Origin of the sequence: Superficieibacter sp. (genome assembly GCF_032071645.1) — a bacterium.
Taxonomy (GTDB): Bacteria; Pseudomonadota; Gammaproteobacteria; order Enterobacterales; family Enterobacteriaceae; genus Superficieibacter.
The window spans coordinates 360,089-375,439 of sequence record NZ_DAMAPU010000003.1 but is presented as its reverse complement, the minus strand read 5'-3'; the positions used below and the strand labels follow the sequence as shown (position 1 = coordinate 375,439).

At 60.7% G+C, this 15,351-nt stretch carries 12 protein-coding genes; 8 read left to right on the top strand and 4 right to left on the bottom strand.

The annotated features are described in order from the left end of the window. The first annotated feature begins 136 nt into the window (after positions 1-136). Together RT197_RS21985 and RT197_RS08530 are read left to right on the top strand one after the other, a co-directional pair. Complete coding sequence (locus tag RT197_RS21985) at positions 137-259, top strand: transposase (protein WP_219817862.1); 123 nt, start codon at positions 137-139, stop codon at positions 257-259. A gap of 498 nt (positions 260-757) precedes the next feature. Then, positions 758-2,086, top strand: coding sequence for a cation:proton antiporter (locus tag RT197_RS08530; protein WP_312949218.1), 1,329 nt, complete (start codon positions 758-760; stop codon positions 2,084-2,086). Between the two features lie 39 nt (positions 2,087-2,125). Here the strand turns inward: RT197_RS08530 and RT197_RS08525 are convergent, their stop codons facing one another. Further along, positions 2,126-4,513: a membrane-bound PQQ-dependent dehydrogenase, glucose/quinate/shikimate family gene (locus RT197_RS08525; RefSeq protein ID WP_312949216.1), complete on the bottom strand. Its 2,388-nt coding sequence runs from the start codon at positions 4,511-4,513 to the stop codon at positions 2,126-2,128. A 205-nt stretch (positions 4,514-4,718) separates the two neighbouring features. Here RT197_RS08525 and paoA point away from each other — a divergent pair, with 205 nt between their 5' ends. The 6 genes from paoA to RT197_RS08495 are packed head-to-tail and all read left to right on the top strand — an operon-like array spanning position 4,719 to position 12,326. After that, on the top strand, positions 4,719-5,291 hold the full coding sequence (paoA, locus tag RT197_RS08520; protein ID WP_312949213.1) for an aldehyde dehydrogenase iron-sulfur subunit PaoA: 573 nt from the start codon (positions 4,719-4,721) through the stop codon (positions 5,289-5,291). Next, positions 5,288-6,238: a xanthine dehydrogenase family protein subunit M gene (locus RT197_RS08515; protein ID WP_312949210.1), complete on the top strand. Its 951-nt coding sequence runs from the start codon at positions 5,288-5,290 to the stop codon at positions 6,236-6,238. Before paoA ends, RT197_RS08515 begins: the two co-directional genes overlap by 4 nt. Positions 6,239-6,242: 4 nt before the next feature. Continuing rightward, on the top strand, positions 6,243-8,441 hold the full coding sequence (gene paoC, locus RT197_RS08510) for an aldehyde oxidoreductase molybdenum-binding subunit PaoC (protein WP_312949208.1): 2,199 nt from the start codon (positions 6,243-6,245) through the stop codon (positions 8,439-8,441). Between the two features lie 15 nt (positions 8,442-8,456). Next, positions 8,457-9,374 carry an XdhC family protein gene (locus RT197_RS08505; protein WP_312949206.1) on the top strand — a complete coding sequence of 306 codons (918 nt, stop codon included), beginning with the start codon at positions 8,457-8,459 and terminating at the stop codon, positions 9,372-9,374. Beyond that, the gene (locus RT197_RS08500) at positions 9,374-9,922 is read left to right on the top strand and encodes a nucleotidyltransferase family protein (RefSeq protein WP_312949204.1); all 549 of its coding nucleotides are present in this window, start codon (positions 9,374-9,376) and stop codon (positions 9,920-9,922) included. Before RT197_RS08505 ends, RT197_RS08500 begins: the two co-directional genes overlap by 1 nt. A 10-nt stretch (positions 9,923-9,932) precedes the next feature. Beyond that, entirely contained in the window at positions 9,933-12,326 is a 2,394-nt protein-coding gene (locus tag RT197_RS08495; protein WP_312949202.1) for a phosphoketolase family protein, read from the top strand. A gap of 3 nt (positions 12,327-12,329) precedes the next feature. Here RT197_RS08495 and RT197_RS08490 read toward each other — a convergent pair whose 3' ends face one another. From RT197_RS08490 to RT197_RS08480, 3 genes are read right to left on the bottom strand one after another with little or no spacing between them, the layout of a single operon-like run. After that, entirely contained in the window at positions 12,330-13,073 is a 744-nt protein-coding gene (locus RT197_RS08490) for an amino acid ABC transporter ATP-binding protein (RefSeq protein ID WP_312949200.1), read from the bottom strand. Further along, positions 13,073-14,137: an amino acid ABC transporter permease gene (locus RT197_RS08485; protein ID WP_312949198.1), complete on the bottom strand. Its 1,065-nt coding sequence runs from the start codon at positions 14,135-14,137 to the stop codon at positions 13,073-13,075. The genes RT197_RS08490 and RT197_RS08485 overlap by 1 nt, the downstream gene beginning before the upstream one ends. A 9-nt stretch (positions 14,138-14,146) precedes the next feature. After that, the gene (locus RT197_RS08480) at positions 14,147-15,319 is read right to left on the bottom strand and encodes an ABC transporter permease subunit (protein WP_312949479.1); all 1,173 of its coding nucleotides are present in this window, start codon (positions 15,317-15,319) and stop codon (positions 14,147-14,149) included. Positions 15,320-15,351: the final 32 nt, after the last annotated feature.

Here is a 15,351-nt window from a genome sequence, read left to right as displayed (position 1 = left end):
ATGAGGAAAGATTATACATTAGCACAACAAATCTTACATCAGCATGTTTGATTTTTTCACCCTACCCCGACATTCTGTGCCATTCAAAAACCGGACTCCGGCATGATATTCACTCCCCTAAGCGGAGGTTATCCCGATGAAAATGTTACGATTTACCGACAAACAGATTATCTTTGCCCTGAAGTTGGACGAGTTGGGTACATCTGTGCCGGAAGTTTGTCGTAAGCTGAGTACCTCCGATTCCACATTTCATACGTGACGCAAGAATATGATGGGAATTCCCCTTAGAATTGGAACAGATGCGACTGGTTGCCGACTGAGCTTCGACAAAACCATGCTGTAGGACATACTGGCAAAAAAGAGCTGGCGCTGGCACGTCTGAACTAATGAGTATGGGATTTACAAACCCGCTACACTAGCAAAATTCAGGTTTGCTTTGCACTGTGTATCCGTCGCAGATCGCCAAGTATAGTTCTGTGGTGGCAAACGACAACACACTTCATCCGTCCATTCGCGTGGCAAACAAAGTCAAAGATGAGTACAAAAGTGAGTATAATTAAAGAAATTAAAATATATTAACAATAAAAACAAGATATTGAGACATTAATTTTTGTTCAACGTCTGATTTCCCCTTTCCCCAAAAATCCACGCCACGGCGTGGATTTTTTCATCTTATTACCCTTCCGTACCCCCACCTTCTGGAATAACACATAGTTAACAACTATACCCTATTGGTTACGTTTACTAAGAGGCATCTATGGGTTATCTGGCGTGGACCACCGCCACCGGCGTTTTATTACTGCTTATGTCCTTATCCTATGGCTGGATAAGTCGCGTCGCCGTGCCGGTATTTGGGCTATACCTGCTGGTGGGAATTGGCTGCGGCCCGTGGGGGCTGGGCATTCTGCACCTTGACGTTATTGACCACGCCCCATTAACCAGCCACATCACGGAAATTGCGATGGCGGCTTCGCTGTTTATCACCGGGCTGAAAATCCGCTTACCGCTGGCGTTTTCTTACTGGCGCACCGGGATCATGCTGGCGCTGCCCGCGATGCTGCTGACCATTGCGGGGATCATGCTGGCTGCGCATTACTTTATCGATCTTTCCTGGCCGCTGTCACTGGCGCTGGCGGCGATCCTCGCCCCGACCGATCCGGTGCTGGCAAGCCTGGTGGCGATTAACGATGCTCAGGACGGCGATCGGCTGCGGGTCGCGCTCTCCAGCGAGGCCGGGCTGAACGATGGCACCGCGCTGCCGTTTTTGATGCTGGCGCTGCTGTGGCACAAAGCGGGTTCCGCGCTAAGCGTGGAGGAAATGGTCAAATGGTTCAGCGTTGATTTGCTGTGGGCGCTGGTCGGCGGCCTGCTGATTGGTTTTATACTGGGGCGGCTGATTGGCCTGATTGCCACCCGCTCCCGCCATGCGCAGGGGGAAGTGGCTCCCAGCGATTTTGTGGCGCTGGCGCTGATATGCTTAAGTTTCGCCCTCGCTCAGGCGCTGGATGCTTCCGGCTTTCTGGCGGCGTTTGCGGCGGGCGTCGGCCTGCGCAGCGCGGAAAAAAGCGTGCAGAAACACCACCCGGATCAGCGGGAGGCGGCGGAGGATGATTTACCGGCAGAAATGCAGGTCAATCCGCATACCCGCCACGCGCTAAGTGAAAGCAACCCGATTAAATCAGTAGGGCTGATTATTGGCGATGCGCTGTCGTTTGGCGATACGGTAGAGCGGCTGTTCGCGGCGGTGCTGATTATCGTACTTGGCGTGACGCTGTCACAACACTGGAGTTTTGCCGCCCTGCCACTGGCGTTCCTGCTGTTTTTTATCATCCGCCCGCTGGCGGTGATCGTCGTGACCTGGCGATGCCAGCGTTCGTGGTTTCACCGGCTTAGCCTCGGCTGGCTGGGAATACGCGGGATCGGTAGCCTGAACTACATTGCTTATGCGTGGGTTAACGGATTTAGCGGCGCGGAAGCGAATCTGGTGACGGATATCGCCATTACGCTGGTGACCATCAGCGTGCTGGTACACGGTATTACCGTGACGCCTTTGCTGACGCTGCGCAGTAAAAAGCAGCAGCATTAAAAAAGGGGCGCGCCGCCAGCGACGCGCCCGCTCGTTTAGTTACGGCAGCGCATAGGCCATCAGCGCATCGCCTGAACGGGTTCCCAGCCCGCCATGACCGCCTGCCGCAATCACCACATACTGCTTACCGTCCTCACCCTGATAAGTCATCGGCGTCGCCTGCCCCCCCGCGGGCAGACGCGCGCGCCAGAGTTCTTTGCCGCTGGCCTCATCAAATGCCCGCAGATAATCATCCGCGGTCGCACCGGTGAAAATCAGCCCGCTGCCGGTGATGACATTCCCGCCCATCATAAAAATCCCGGTCGGCAGCGGCGCATTCACGTGGGTGCCGAAAATGTTCATGTCGCGGGTGGTGCCTGCCGGACGTTCCCAGACGATTTTTTTACTCACCAGGTCGATAGCGTAAATTTTGCCCCACGGCGGCGAGTTACAGGGCGCATCCAGCGCACCGAGCCACGGTTTTACAATAGCCGCCCACGGGGTGCCGTATTCGGGTCCGACGGCAAACTCTTTCGGTTTCGGGGGCTGTCCGTTGCCCCAGCCCGCCCATTTTTTCATCATACCCTGACGGATCGCCTCTTCGCTTTTCATCATCTGCATGGTGAACGGGATGTAGCTGGTGTTGGCGATCAGCACATGGCGGTTCGGGTCAACCGACGCCCCGTACCAGTCAATCACCCCGTCAAACGCCGGATAAGCGATCGAGGTTCCCTCGGCGGGTGGAGTGAAAATACCCTGATAGCGGTAGCGCTTAAACTGAATACGACACCACAGCTGATCGAACGGCGTCGCGCCCCACATATCGGTTTCGCGAAGCGCGGCAGGGGCCAGATTCGGCATTCCCACCGAGTCAGGCTGGGTGGCGGAAAGCCGCTCTCCCGGCAGGTGCGGATCTACAGGCACTGGCTTCTCATTAACCTGCGCCAGCGGTTTGCCGTTGCGACGGTCGAGCATAAAAAGCTGGCCCATTTTGGTGGTCTGCACCAGCGCAGGCAGCGTGCCGCCCTCTGCCGTCGGCAGATCGACCAGCGTCGGGCCAATCGGAACGTCATAATCCCAGACGTCATGATGCACGGTCTGAAAATGCCAGCGCTCCGCCCCGGTACGAATATCCAGTGCCACCAGCGAGCTGGAGTAGCGATCGTCAAACGGTCGCCTCTGTGCACCGTAATAATCGGGAGTGGCATTGCCCAGAGGAATATAAATCAGCCCCAGCGCCGGGTCGGCGGTATAGGTTCCCCAGCCGTTCGGCGTCCCGCGCGTATACTGCTCGCCGGGTTGCAGCGGCGCGTTCGCCGGAGTGCGTCCCATATCCCACGCCCACGCCAGTTGGCCGCTACGGGCGTCATATGCGCGCACCACCCCGGAAGGCTCGCCGGTCGCCTGATTATCATAAATCCAGCCACCGAGGACGATCCTGCCGTCCATCACCATCGGCTGGGAAGTAATGAAATGAAAACCGGGCGGCACGTCGCCCAGATGGTCGGTCAGGCTGACAAATCCCTTCTCGCCAAAATCCTCACAGGGTTTACCGGTCATCGCGTTAAGCGCCACCAGCCGGGCATCGGCCGTCGTGGAAATGATTTTCTGCGGACAAACGGCGTCGCTGGCGTCCTCGCTCCACGCCACCCCGCGACAGGCGAGATACTGATTGGCAGCGGTGTCATTGCGCGGATCGAATTTCCACAGCGGCTTGCCGGTGGTGGCGTTCAGCGCGATCACCTGACGGTGCGGCGTACAGAGATAAAGCGCGTTACCGACCTTAATCGGCGTCACCTCAAGGTTAAACTCGCGCCCGTTCTTGTCTTCACCCTTTTGCATCACATCGCCCGAATTAAACTGCCACGCGGGTTGCAGCGTCGCCACGTTAGCCGGAGTGATCTGGGTGAGAGGCGAAAAACGCTGCCCGGCGGCGGTGCGCCCGTAGTATTTCCAGTCGCTGTCAGTGTCCGCTGCAACGGTGCTGCGCGCGGACGGGAACGGCTGCGGGTGGACGAAGCGGGTATCGGTCACGTGCCAGCCCGCCCAGAAAATCCCGACGATGGCGGCGAGATAAATCACCCCGGCGAACTGCCCGCGCCGACGGGTGACCGGCAGCAGCGGACGCTGCACCCACGGCAGACTGATCCACACCCCTGTCACTGCCGGAACAAACAGGCGCGGCATCAGTTGCCAGCCATCCAGCCCCACTTCCCACAGCGCCCAGCCCACACAGATCAAAAAAGTGAACAGGTACAACCAGACGCCCGCCGCGCGACGACGCGTCAGCAGTACGCCGCTGATAAAAAAGCCCGCCCCAAACAGCAAATACCACGGCGTCCCGCCCAGCCAGGCCAGCCATCCGCCTAACGTCAAATACCCCAGCCCGATCAGCACCACCAGCCAACCGGTGATAAGGCTCCAGATGCGCGATGTAAATAATGACACGGCCTTCCCCTTTGTAAATTTATGTCAATAAAGGTATAGACCGTAATGACCTTCCGCGTATCGCCAGCAGCGAATTTTCAGCAACATCTGTATCCCGCCAAAAACCCGCGTCCGGCAAAGCCGACTACGCTTATGGGTATCCATAAAAACAGCGCACTGCGCATGTCATTTTTTTATTTTCGCGATTCACATACTGGAGAATCCAATGAGCAATCTATCCTCACCCATCGAGAGCCGTGCTCTTGTCGATACTGATTCGCCTGAAATCGCGCATCTGCGCTTTACCGTCAACGGCGAACAGCACGAGCTGGACATTGACACTCGTACCACCCTGCTTGACGCCCTGCGCGAGCACCTGCATCTGACCGGCAGTAAAAAAGGCTGCGATCACGGCCAGTGCGGTGCCTGCACCACGCTGGTGAACGGGCGGCGCATTAACGCCTGCCTGACGCTCGCCGTGATGCATCAGAACGCCGACATTACCACCATTGAAGGTCTGGGCAGCGCGGAGGATCTGCATCCGATGCAGGCGGCATTTGTGAAGCACGACGGCTTCCAGTGTGGCTACTGCACGCCGGGGCAAATCTGCTCCTCCGTTGCCATGCTGAAGGAAATTGAAGCGGGCATTCCAAGCCACGTCACCGACGATCTGCTCTCACCCGTTGGCTTCAGCGCCGACGAAGTACGCGAGCGGATGAGCGGCAATATCTGCCGCTGCGGGGCGTACAGCAATATTCTTGCCGCCATCACCGACGTCGCGGGGGAGGCAAAAAAATGAAAACATTTCACTACGAGCGGGCCACGACCGTGGCGGAAGCCGCCGCCAGCGCGGCAAAACACCCGGACGCGCGGTTTATTGCCGGTGGCACAAACCTGCTCGACCTGATGAAGCTGGAAATTGAAACCCCGCGTCATTTGATCGACGTTAACGGCCTGCCGCTGGACCGCATTGAAGAGACGCCGGAAGGCGGTCTGCGCATCGGCGCGCTGGTGCGCAATACCGATCTGGCGGCCGACCTGCGGGTACGTCGGGACTATGGAGTGCTGTCGCGGGCGCTGCTGGCGGGCGCGTCGGGCCAACTACGTAATCAGGCGACCACGGCGGGCAATTTACTCCAGCGCACCCGCTGCCCCTATTTTTATGATACTCACCAGCCCTGCAATAAACGTCAGCCCGGCAGCGGCTGCGCGGCGCTGGACGGAGCCAGCCGCCAGCTTGCGGTAGTCGGTGCCAGTAAAGCCTGTATTGCGACCCATCCCAGCGATATGGCGGTCGCGATGCGCATCCTTGATGCCGTCATTGATACGGTTCTGCCCGACGGCAGCGAGCGCAGCATCCCGATTGCGGAATTTTACCGCGCGCCGGGCGATACGCCGCATATTGAAACCGTGCTGCGCCCCGGTGAGCTGATTGCGTCAGTGACGTTGCCCGCCCCGGTCGGCGGCAGGCAGTTTTATCAGAAGGTCCGCGACCGCGCATCCTATGCGTTTGCGCTGGTTTCGGTGGCGGTGATTATGCAGCCGGACGGCAGCGGCCGCGTGGCCTTAGGCGGCGTGGCGCCCAGACCCTGGCGCAGCGACGATGCCGATGCCGAATTAGCCAACGGCGCGAAAGCGGCCTGCCAGCGTCTGTTTGCTGACGCCCACCCGACCTCTGAAAATCAGTTTAAGCTGCTGCTGGCGGAGCGCACGCTCGCCTCGGTGCTGGCACAAGCGAGGGCATAAGCACATGAAATTTGATAAACCCGCAACCGATAATCCCGTTGACCGCCTGAAAGTGGTCGGTCAGCCCCGCGACCGGATCGACGGCCCGCTGAAAACCTCCGGCAGCGCCCGCTACGCTTATGAATGGCATGATGAAGTTGACAATGTCGCTTACGGGCACGTCGTCGGCTCCGCCATTGCCAAAGGTAAAATTGCCGCCATTGATACCGACGCCGCAAGCCGTGCGCCGGGCGTGCTGGCTATCGTGACCGCCGAAAATGCCGGACCGCTCGGCAAGGGCGAAATGAACACCGCCGCCCTGCTCGGCGGCCCGGACATCGAGCATTATCACCAGGCCATTGCGCTGGTGGTGGCGGAGACGTTTGAACAGGCGCGCGCGGCGGCGGGTCTGGTGAAGGTCCGCTATCAGCCGCAGGAAGGCGAATTCAGTCTGGCAGAGGCCAAACCGGGCGTGACGGAACCGCCGGAAGATACGCCGGATAACGTTACCGGCAACTTCCCGGAGGCGTTCGCCGCCTCGGCGATCCAGCTCGACCAGACCTACACCACCCCGGACCAGTCGCACGCCGCGATGGAGCCGCACGCCTCAATGGCGGCCTGGGACGGTGATAAGGTCACGCTGTGGACCTCAAACCAGATGATCGCCTGGTGCCACAAAGAGCTGGCGGCGACGCTGAAGATCGCGCCAGAAAACGTGCGCATCTGGTCGCCGTTTATCGGCGGGGGCTTTGGCAGCAAGCTGTTTTTGCGCAGCGATGCCCTGCTGGCGGCGCTGGGCGCGCGGGCGGCAAAACGTCCGGTCAAAGTGATGCTGCCGCGCCCGTTCATTCCCAATAACACCACCCATCGCCCCGCCACTATCCAGCAGATCCGTATCGGCAGCGATGCGCAGGGGCATATCAACGCCATCTCGCACATTAGCTGGTCCGGCAATCTGCCCGGCGGAACGCCGGAAACGGCGGTGCAGCAGACCAATTTATTGTATGCCGGGGCGCACCGTCTGACCGGCCTGCGGCTCGCTGAACTGGATTTGCCGGAAGGCAACGCGATGCGCGCACCGGGCGAAGCCGCTGGCCTGCTGGCGCTGGAAATTGCCGTGGATGAAATGGCGGAAAAAGTGGGTATCGATCCGGTGGATTTTCGCATCCTCAACGACACCCAGGTCGATCCGACCCAGCCGGAGCGTTTTTTCTCCCAGCGTCAGCTCGCCACCTGTCTGCGCGAAGGCGCAGCGCGCTTTGGCTGGCAGCAGCGGCAGTCCACGCCGGGTCAGGTGCGCGACGGGCGCTGGCTGGTCGGGATGGGCGTCGCCGCGGCCATTCGTAATAACCTGGTGGATAAATCCGCCGCCCGCGTTCATCTGGAACCCGACGGGCGGCTGATTGTGGAAACCGATATGACCGACATCGGCACCGGCAGCTACACCATCATCGGCCAGACCGCTGCCGAAATGCTCGGCCTTCCGCTGGAGCAGGTCGAGGTCAAACTCGGCGACTCCGACTTCCCGGTCTCGGCAGGATCCGGCGGCCAGTGGGGTGCCAATACTTCCACCGCCGGGGTCTACGCGGCCTGCGTTAAGCTGCGCGAGCAGGTGGCGCAGGCGCTGGGACTCGATGCTGACGAAGCCGACTTTGCCGACGGTTACGTTCAGGCGGGCGGGCAACGCGTCGCGCTCACCGAAGCGGCACGCGGTGGCAGGCTGACGGCGGAAGACGCCATCGAATTTGGCGATCTGGATAAAAAATACCAGCAATCGACCTTCGCCGGGCATTTTGTTGAAGTCGGCGTGGATATCGCCACCGGCGAAGTGCGCATCCGCCGGATGCTGGCGGTGTGCGCGGCGGGACGCATCCTTAACCCGAAAACCGCCCGCAGCCAGGTGATCGGTGCCATGACGATGGGCGTGGGCGCGGCGCTAATGGAGGAGCTGATTGTCGATACCCGCCGGGGCTATTTCGTCAATCACGATATGGCGACCTACGAGGTGCCCGTTCACGCCGATATCGGCGAGCAGGAGGTCATTTTCCTTGATGAAGTCGATCCGATCTCCTCGCCGATGAAGGCAAAAGGCGTCGGCGAGCTGGGTCTGTGCGGCGTGGGCGCGGCGATTGCCAATGCCATCTATAACGCCACCGGCGTGCGGGTGCGCGACTATCCGATCACTCTCGATAAGCTGCTGGCAAAACTGCCCGCGCTGGCCTGATAAGGATAAGACATCGTGCTGCAACAGGTTCTACAGACCATCACCCCGCAGGCTGCCCGGCAGACGGACGATCCGCTGGAGGTGCTGCGCTTCGCCACTGAGGCGCTGAACGCGGGCTATGCGACGGTACTGGTGACGCTGACCGCCATTCGTGGCGGCTCGGCGCGTCCGGTCGGCGCGCAGATGGCGGTGCGCGAAGACGGCCTCTATTGCGGCGTGGTCTCGGGCGGCTGCGTGGAGGCTGCCGCCGCGCATGAAGCGCTGGCGGCGATCCGCGAGGGTCAGGACCGGGAGATTATCTACGGCAAAGGGTCGCCGTGGCTGGATATCGTCCTGCCCTGCGGCGGCAGTATTACCCTCGTCCTGCACCTGCTGCGCGGGGCCGATCCGCTGACGGCGGTGCTGGCGGCAGTGGCGCAGCGTCAGCGGGCCGGGTTACGCTATTCCCCGGACGGCACGCTGGCGCAGGTCGCGCCGCCTGCCGCAACTGACTGCCACGCACAGGGTTTCTGCATTCTCTATCGTCCTCAGCCGAGGATCGTTTTGTTCGGTCGCTCCGGCGCTGCTGACACCACCGCCAGAATTGCCGAAGCCGCAGGCTATGACGTGCATATTTGCGACGCCAGCAGGCTGAGCGCCACGACGGCGCTTATCGACCCGGATACCGCCGTGGTGCTGCTCTATCACGATCTTCATCAGGAGCTGCCGCTGCTCCAGGCGGCACTGAACGCCGCGCCGTTTTATATCGGGGCGCTCGGGAGTTATCGCACTCATCAGCAGCGCGTCGCCACCCTCACCCGCCTCGGCTACTCGTCGGCGGAGATTGCCCGCATCAACGCCCCGGTAGGGATTTTCCCGAAAGCGCGCGACGCCAGCACGCTGGCATTATCCGTGCTGGCGGACATCGCCGCCCGCCGTCAGGAGTCGGGTTAATGCCGGTAGTGATTATTCTTGCCGCCGGACGGGGCGAGCGCTTTCTGGCTTCCGGCGGAACAACGCATAAGCTGGACGCCCTGCTGAACGGCAAAACCGTGCTGCAACACGTTCTGGATGCCGTCAGCGCCAGCGGCCTGGGTGGGCATCTGGTCCGCCCCGACGGCGGCACGCCGGGCATGGGCGATTCCATTGCCGCAGGCGTCCGCGCCCTGCCGGATGCGGACGGCTGGCTAATCCTGCCCGGCGATTTACCCTTTATCCGCCCCGCCACCCTGCACGCCGTGGCACGCGCCCTGCTCAGCAGCAGCGTCGTGGTGCCCCGCTACCGCCAGCAATACGGCCATCCGGTGGCCTTTCGCCACGAGCACCGCGACGCCCTGTGCGCCCTTTCCGGTGACGTCGGTGCCGCCGCGATTGTCCGCACCGCCAGAGCCAGCGGCGGGGTGCGGGATCTAGCGCTTGACGATGGCGGGATCGTGCAGGACATCGACACGCTTTCCGACCTGCTGACTGCCCGCAGGCATACTTTCGATCATCAACCCTGAGGAACACCGCATGACCCAGGAAACCCCCTTTACCGATAGCGATCTCCACCTTCTTGACCGCTACTGGCGTGCCGCAAACTATCTGTCCGTAGGGCAAATCTACCTGATGGATAACCCGCTGCTGCGCGAGCCGCTGAAGCCTGAACACATCAAGCCGCGCCTGCTGGGACACTGGGGCACCACGCCGGGGTTAAATTTTATCTATGCCCACCTCAACCGGGCCATTCGCCAGCGTGACCTCGACATGATTTACATCTGCGGGCCGGGCCACGGCGGGCCGGGAATGGTGGCGAATACCTGGCTTGAAGGCAGTTACAGCGAGGTCTATCCGCAAATCTCAGCGGACGCCGACGGGATGAAAAAACTGTTCCGCCAGTTCTCCTTTCCCGGCGGTATTCCCAGCCACGCCGCGCCGGAAACGCCCGGCTCCATTAACGAAGGCGGTGAGCTGGGCTATTCGCTGTCGCATGCCTTCGGCGCGGTATTCGATAATCCTTCGTTAATCGCCGCCTGTGTGATCGGCGATGGCGAAGCGGAAACCGGTCCGCTGGCCTCCAGCTGGCACGGCATTAAATTCCTCAATCCCCAACGCGACGGGATGGTGCTGCCGATCCTCCATCTGAACGGTTATAAAATCGCCAACCCGACGATCCTCGGGCGTGAAAGCGATGACAATCTGCGCCAGTATTTCAGCGGGCTGGGCTATGAGCCGCTGCTGGTCAGCGGTCACGAGCCGGAAAAAATGCACCGCCAGATGGCGCAAACGCTGGCGAGGGCGCTGGACACCATCCGGCGCTATCAGCAGCAGGCGCGCAGCGGACAGCAGCCGGACGCCCTGCCGCGCTGGCCGATGATCATTCTGCGCAGCCCGAAAGGCTGGACCGGGCCGCAAACGGTAGACGGCAAAAAAGTGGAAGATTTCTGGCGCGCGCATCAGGTGCCGGTCTCGGCCTGCCGGGAAAACGACGATCACCGGCATATTCTTGAAACCTGGATGCGCAGCTACCAGCCCGACGATCTGTTTGATGACGCGGGGCGGCTGAAGCCGGAGCTGCGCGCGCTGGCCCCGGAGGGCGACAAACGCATGGGATCGTCGCCGTGGGCCAACGGCGGCAGGCTGCGCCAGGCGCTGGATCTGCCGGACATCCGCGAGTCCGCCGTAGCGGTCAGCGCCCCCGGCGAAACGCAGGCCGAATCCACCAAAGCGCTGGGCACCTGGCTGGCGGGCATTATTCAGCGCAACCCGGATAACTTCCGCCTGTTTGGACCGGATGAAACGGAATCCAACCGCCTCGGCAACGTGTTTAAGGTGACTAACCGCACCTGGCAGGAGCCGATTAAACCTTATGACGAACAACTGTCCCCCGACGGTCGGGTGATGGAAATTCTCAGCGAACACCAGTGCCAGGGCTGGCTGGAGGGCTATCTGCTGACCGGGCGACACGGGTTGTTTAACTGCTATGAAGCCTTTATTCATATTATTGATTCGATGTTTAACCAGCACGCGAAGTGGCTGAAGGTTTCCCGCACCCTGCCGTGGCGCGCCCCGGTGGCCTCGCTGAACTACCTGCTTTCCTCGCACGTCTGGCGACAGGATCACAATGGCTACAGCCATCAGGATCCGGGATTTATCGATCACGTCGCCAATAAAAAGGCCGATATCGTGCGCATCTACCTGCCGCCGGATGCCAATACCCTGCTGTGGGTGGCCGATCACTGCCTGCGCACCTGGGATCGCATCAACGTGATCGTCGCCGGAAAACAGCCCGCACCGCAGTGGCTGACGCCGGATGAAGCGGCAGCGCACTGCGCCGCCGGAATGGGGATCTGGCGCTGGGCGGGTAACGTGGCGGAAGGCGAATCGCCCGATGTGGTGATGGCCTGTGCCGGAGACGTGCCAACGATGGAAGCGCTGGCGGCGGTGGATCTGCTGCGTGAATATCTGCCCGATCTGCGGGTACAGGTGGTGAACGTGGTGGATCTGATGGCGCTCCAGCCGAAAGATCAACATCCGCACGGGCTAAGCGATGAGGCGTTCGACGCTCTTTTTACGCCCGACAAACCGGTGATTTTTGCCTTCCACGGCTACCCCAGCCTGATCCATCGTCTGACCTATCCGCGTAACAACCATCGGAATTTCCACGTGCGCGGATTTATGGAGGAAGGCACCACCACCACGCCGTTTGACATGACGGTGATGAATGAACTGGACCGCTTCCATCTGGCGCAAGAGGCCATTTTGCGGGTGCCTGAACTTCAGGGCAAAGCCGACGATATTCTGGAAACGTTGCAGCAGAAAATCGCCGCCCACCATCAGTATGTGCGGGAGTACGGCGAAGATCTGCCTGAAGTGCAGGGCTGGAAATGGCCTTCGCAGCAGAGCGAGGAGAACATTCCTGAATAGCCGCTAGTGGCTTAAAATTTGTTCCAGGAACTGCCGGGTGCGCGGATGCTCCGGCTGGCTGAAAAAACGTTCCGGCGGCGCGGATTCGACAATCCGCCCGTCGACCATCAGCACGACCTTATCCGCCACCGTGCGGGCAAAGCCCATCTCATGCGTCACCACAATCATCGTCATTCCGCCCTCCGCCAGATCCAGCATCACGTCGAGCACCTCCTTGATCATCTCCGGGTCCAGCGCCGACGTCGGTTCATCAAACAGCATGATTTCCGGCTGCATACACAGGGCGCGGGCAATCGCGACGCGCTGCTGCTGACCGCCGGAAAGCTGTAGCGGGAACTTATGCGCCTGATTACCGATATGCACCTTCTCCAGATAGTGCATCGCCAGTTCCGTCGCCTGCTTCTGGCTCATTTTGCGCACCAGCGTCGGGCCGAGGGTCAGGTTATCCAGCACGCTCAGATGCGGGAACAAATTAAACTGCTGGAACAACATGCCGATGTTCAGACGAATGCGGTTGATATTGCGCACGTTGTCGTTCATCTCAATGCCGTTGACCCAAATCTGCCCTTTCTGGTGCTCTTCGAGCCGGTTAATACAGCGGATCAGCGTCGATTTGCCGGAGCCGGACGGGCCGCAAATCACCACCCGCTCCCCTTTCGCCACGTTCAGCGACACCTCATCCAGCACCTGGAATTTTCCGTACCATTTGCTGACGGCGTTAATTTCGATAATCGGAGACTGAGACATCAGGCGTTCCCTTGTACGTTACGGCTGGCATCAATGCGTTTTTCTACCCAGATGGCGTAGCGGGAAAGCATGAAGCCGAACAAAATATAAATAGCGGAAATAAATACGTAGGTTTCGATGTAATACCGACGCCACTGCGGGTCCTGCATCACCGCGCTGGTGGCGGTCAGCACGTCAAACAGACCGATGATGATCACAAACGAGGTATTTTTCATGGCGGCGATAATATGGTTAGTCACCGCCGGGAGACAGATGCGCAGCGCCTGCGGCAGGATGATTTTGGTGGTGGTGTGCCAGTAGCCGAGATTCAGCACCGCCGCCGCTTCATACTGCCCGCGCGGCACCGACTGTAGCCCGCCCCGGATCACCTCCGCCTGATAGCAGGCGAAAAACAGCGCGATACCGACCACGATACGCAGCAGCTTGTTGACCTCCATATCGGTCGGCAAAAACAGCGGGAAGACGTTGACCGCCACAAACAGAATGGTGATCAGCGGCACGCCGCGCAGCCCTTCGATAAAAATCACCGACAGACCGCGTAAAAACGGCAGCGGCGAACGGCGTCCCAGCGCCAGCGCCACCGACGCGGGCATTCCGATGATCACGGTGCCGGAAAACAGCAGCAGCGTGAGCGGCAGGCCGCCCCAGTCGGCGGACGATACCGGCGGCAGGCCGAACACGCCGCCGCTCATCAGCACGGACATCGACACCAGCGCCGCGCCCCACAGCGGCCACAGCAGGCGCGAGTGCCAGCACACCGGGGACAGCGACAGCACCACCACCGCAAACCAGATCAGCAGGCACAGCGCGGGCCGCCACTGCTCCGCGTAAGGGTACAGGCCGAACAGGATCGGGCGATACTTTTCGCCGATCACCGCCCAGCAGGCGCCCGCCGCCGCGCGGCATTGTGTGGCATCGCCGACGAAGACAGCATCGGTGACACCCCAGCGCAGCAGCCTGGCCCCGACAAAGGCGATCAGCAGGATCAGCGCCACCGTCAGCAGTGATTGCGCCACGCTGCTGAATAAGTTCCGGCGCAGCCAGAGAAGGGCAGAATAAGGCATGGTCAATCCTTAGCGCTCGTGAATGGCGACGTAGCGGTTAAACAGGTTCATCAGCAGCGAAGTGGTTCCGCTGATCAGCAGGTACACCACCATCATGATGGCGATCGCCTCCAGCGCCTGCCCGGTCTGGTTCATCAGGGTATTGCTGATATTTGCCAGTTCCGGGTAGCCCACCACCACGGCAATAGAGCTGTTTTTGGCGAGGCTGACATACTGGCTGGCAAGCGACGGCACCATCACGCGCATCGCCTGCGGGATCACCACATGGCGCACCACGTGCCAGGGAGAGAGTGACAGCGAGCGCGCGGCCTCAAGCTGACCTTTCGGCACCGACTGGATCCCGGCGCGGACGATTTCGGCGATAAACGCGGAAGAGTAAAGCGCAATCCCCAGCAGCAGGGCGGTGAATTCCGGGCTGACGGTAAAACCGCCACGGAAGTTAAACCCGCGCAGCGTCGGGCGATTCAGTTCATGCGGCGCGCCGCAGATCAGCCACACCAGCAGCGGCAGGCCGATAATCAGCGCCAGCCGCAGGCGGGCAACCGGCCAGATCCGCCCGCGCTGTTCGCGTTGGTGCCGGGCGAGCGCCGACAGCGCGATGCTTAGCACCAGCGCCACCAGCAGCGCCGCGCCGGTCCACAGCCAGCCATCGTGGGCCTGTAACACAGTCAGCGTCAGGCCGCGATTCGTTAAAAAGCCGATGTCCGCCAGCTCAATGGCCGCGCGCGGCGACGGCAGATTGCGGATCACCACTGACCAGAAAATCACCTGCAAAATCACCGGCACGTTGCGCAGCAGTTCGACATACACTTCCGCCAGCTTCACCAGCAGCCAGTTTTTCGACACCCGACCGAGGCCGACCAGAACCCCCAGCACCGTCGCCAGCACAATGCCGCACACCGTGACGTACAGGGTATTGAGCAGCCCGACCAGAATGGCGCGGGCGTAGCTGTCACGCGGGGTATAGTCGATCAGCGTCTCGCCAATGGCGAACTGCGCGCTTTGTGCAAGAAAAGCAAAGCCGGTCGTAATGCGCTGATTGCGCATATTGTCCACCACGTTGCTGTACAGCCACCAGGCAAAAAGCGCGAGCAGCAGCGCCAGCAAAATCTGGTAGCACCAGGCGCGGGTAGTTTTGCTCCCCAACAGCGCAGGCGCGTTGCCTGCGGCGGGCAACGGCATGGCGGCGGAGCGTTCGGTTTGTTTCATCATAT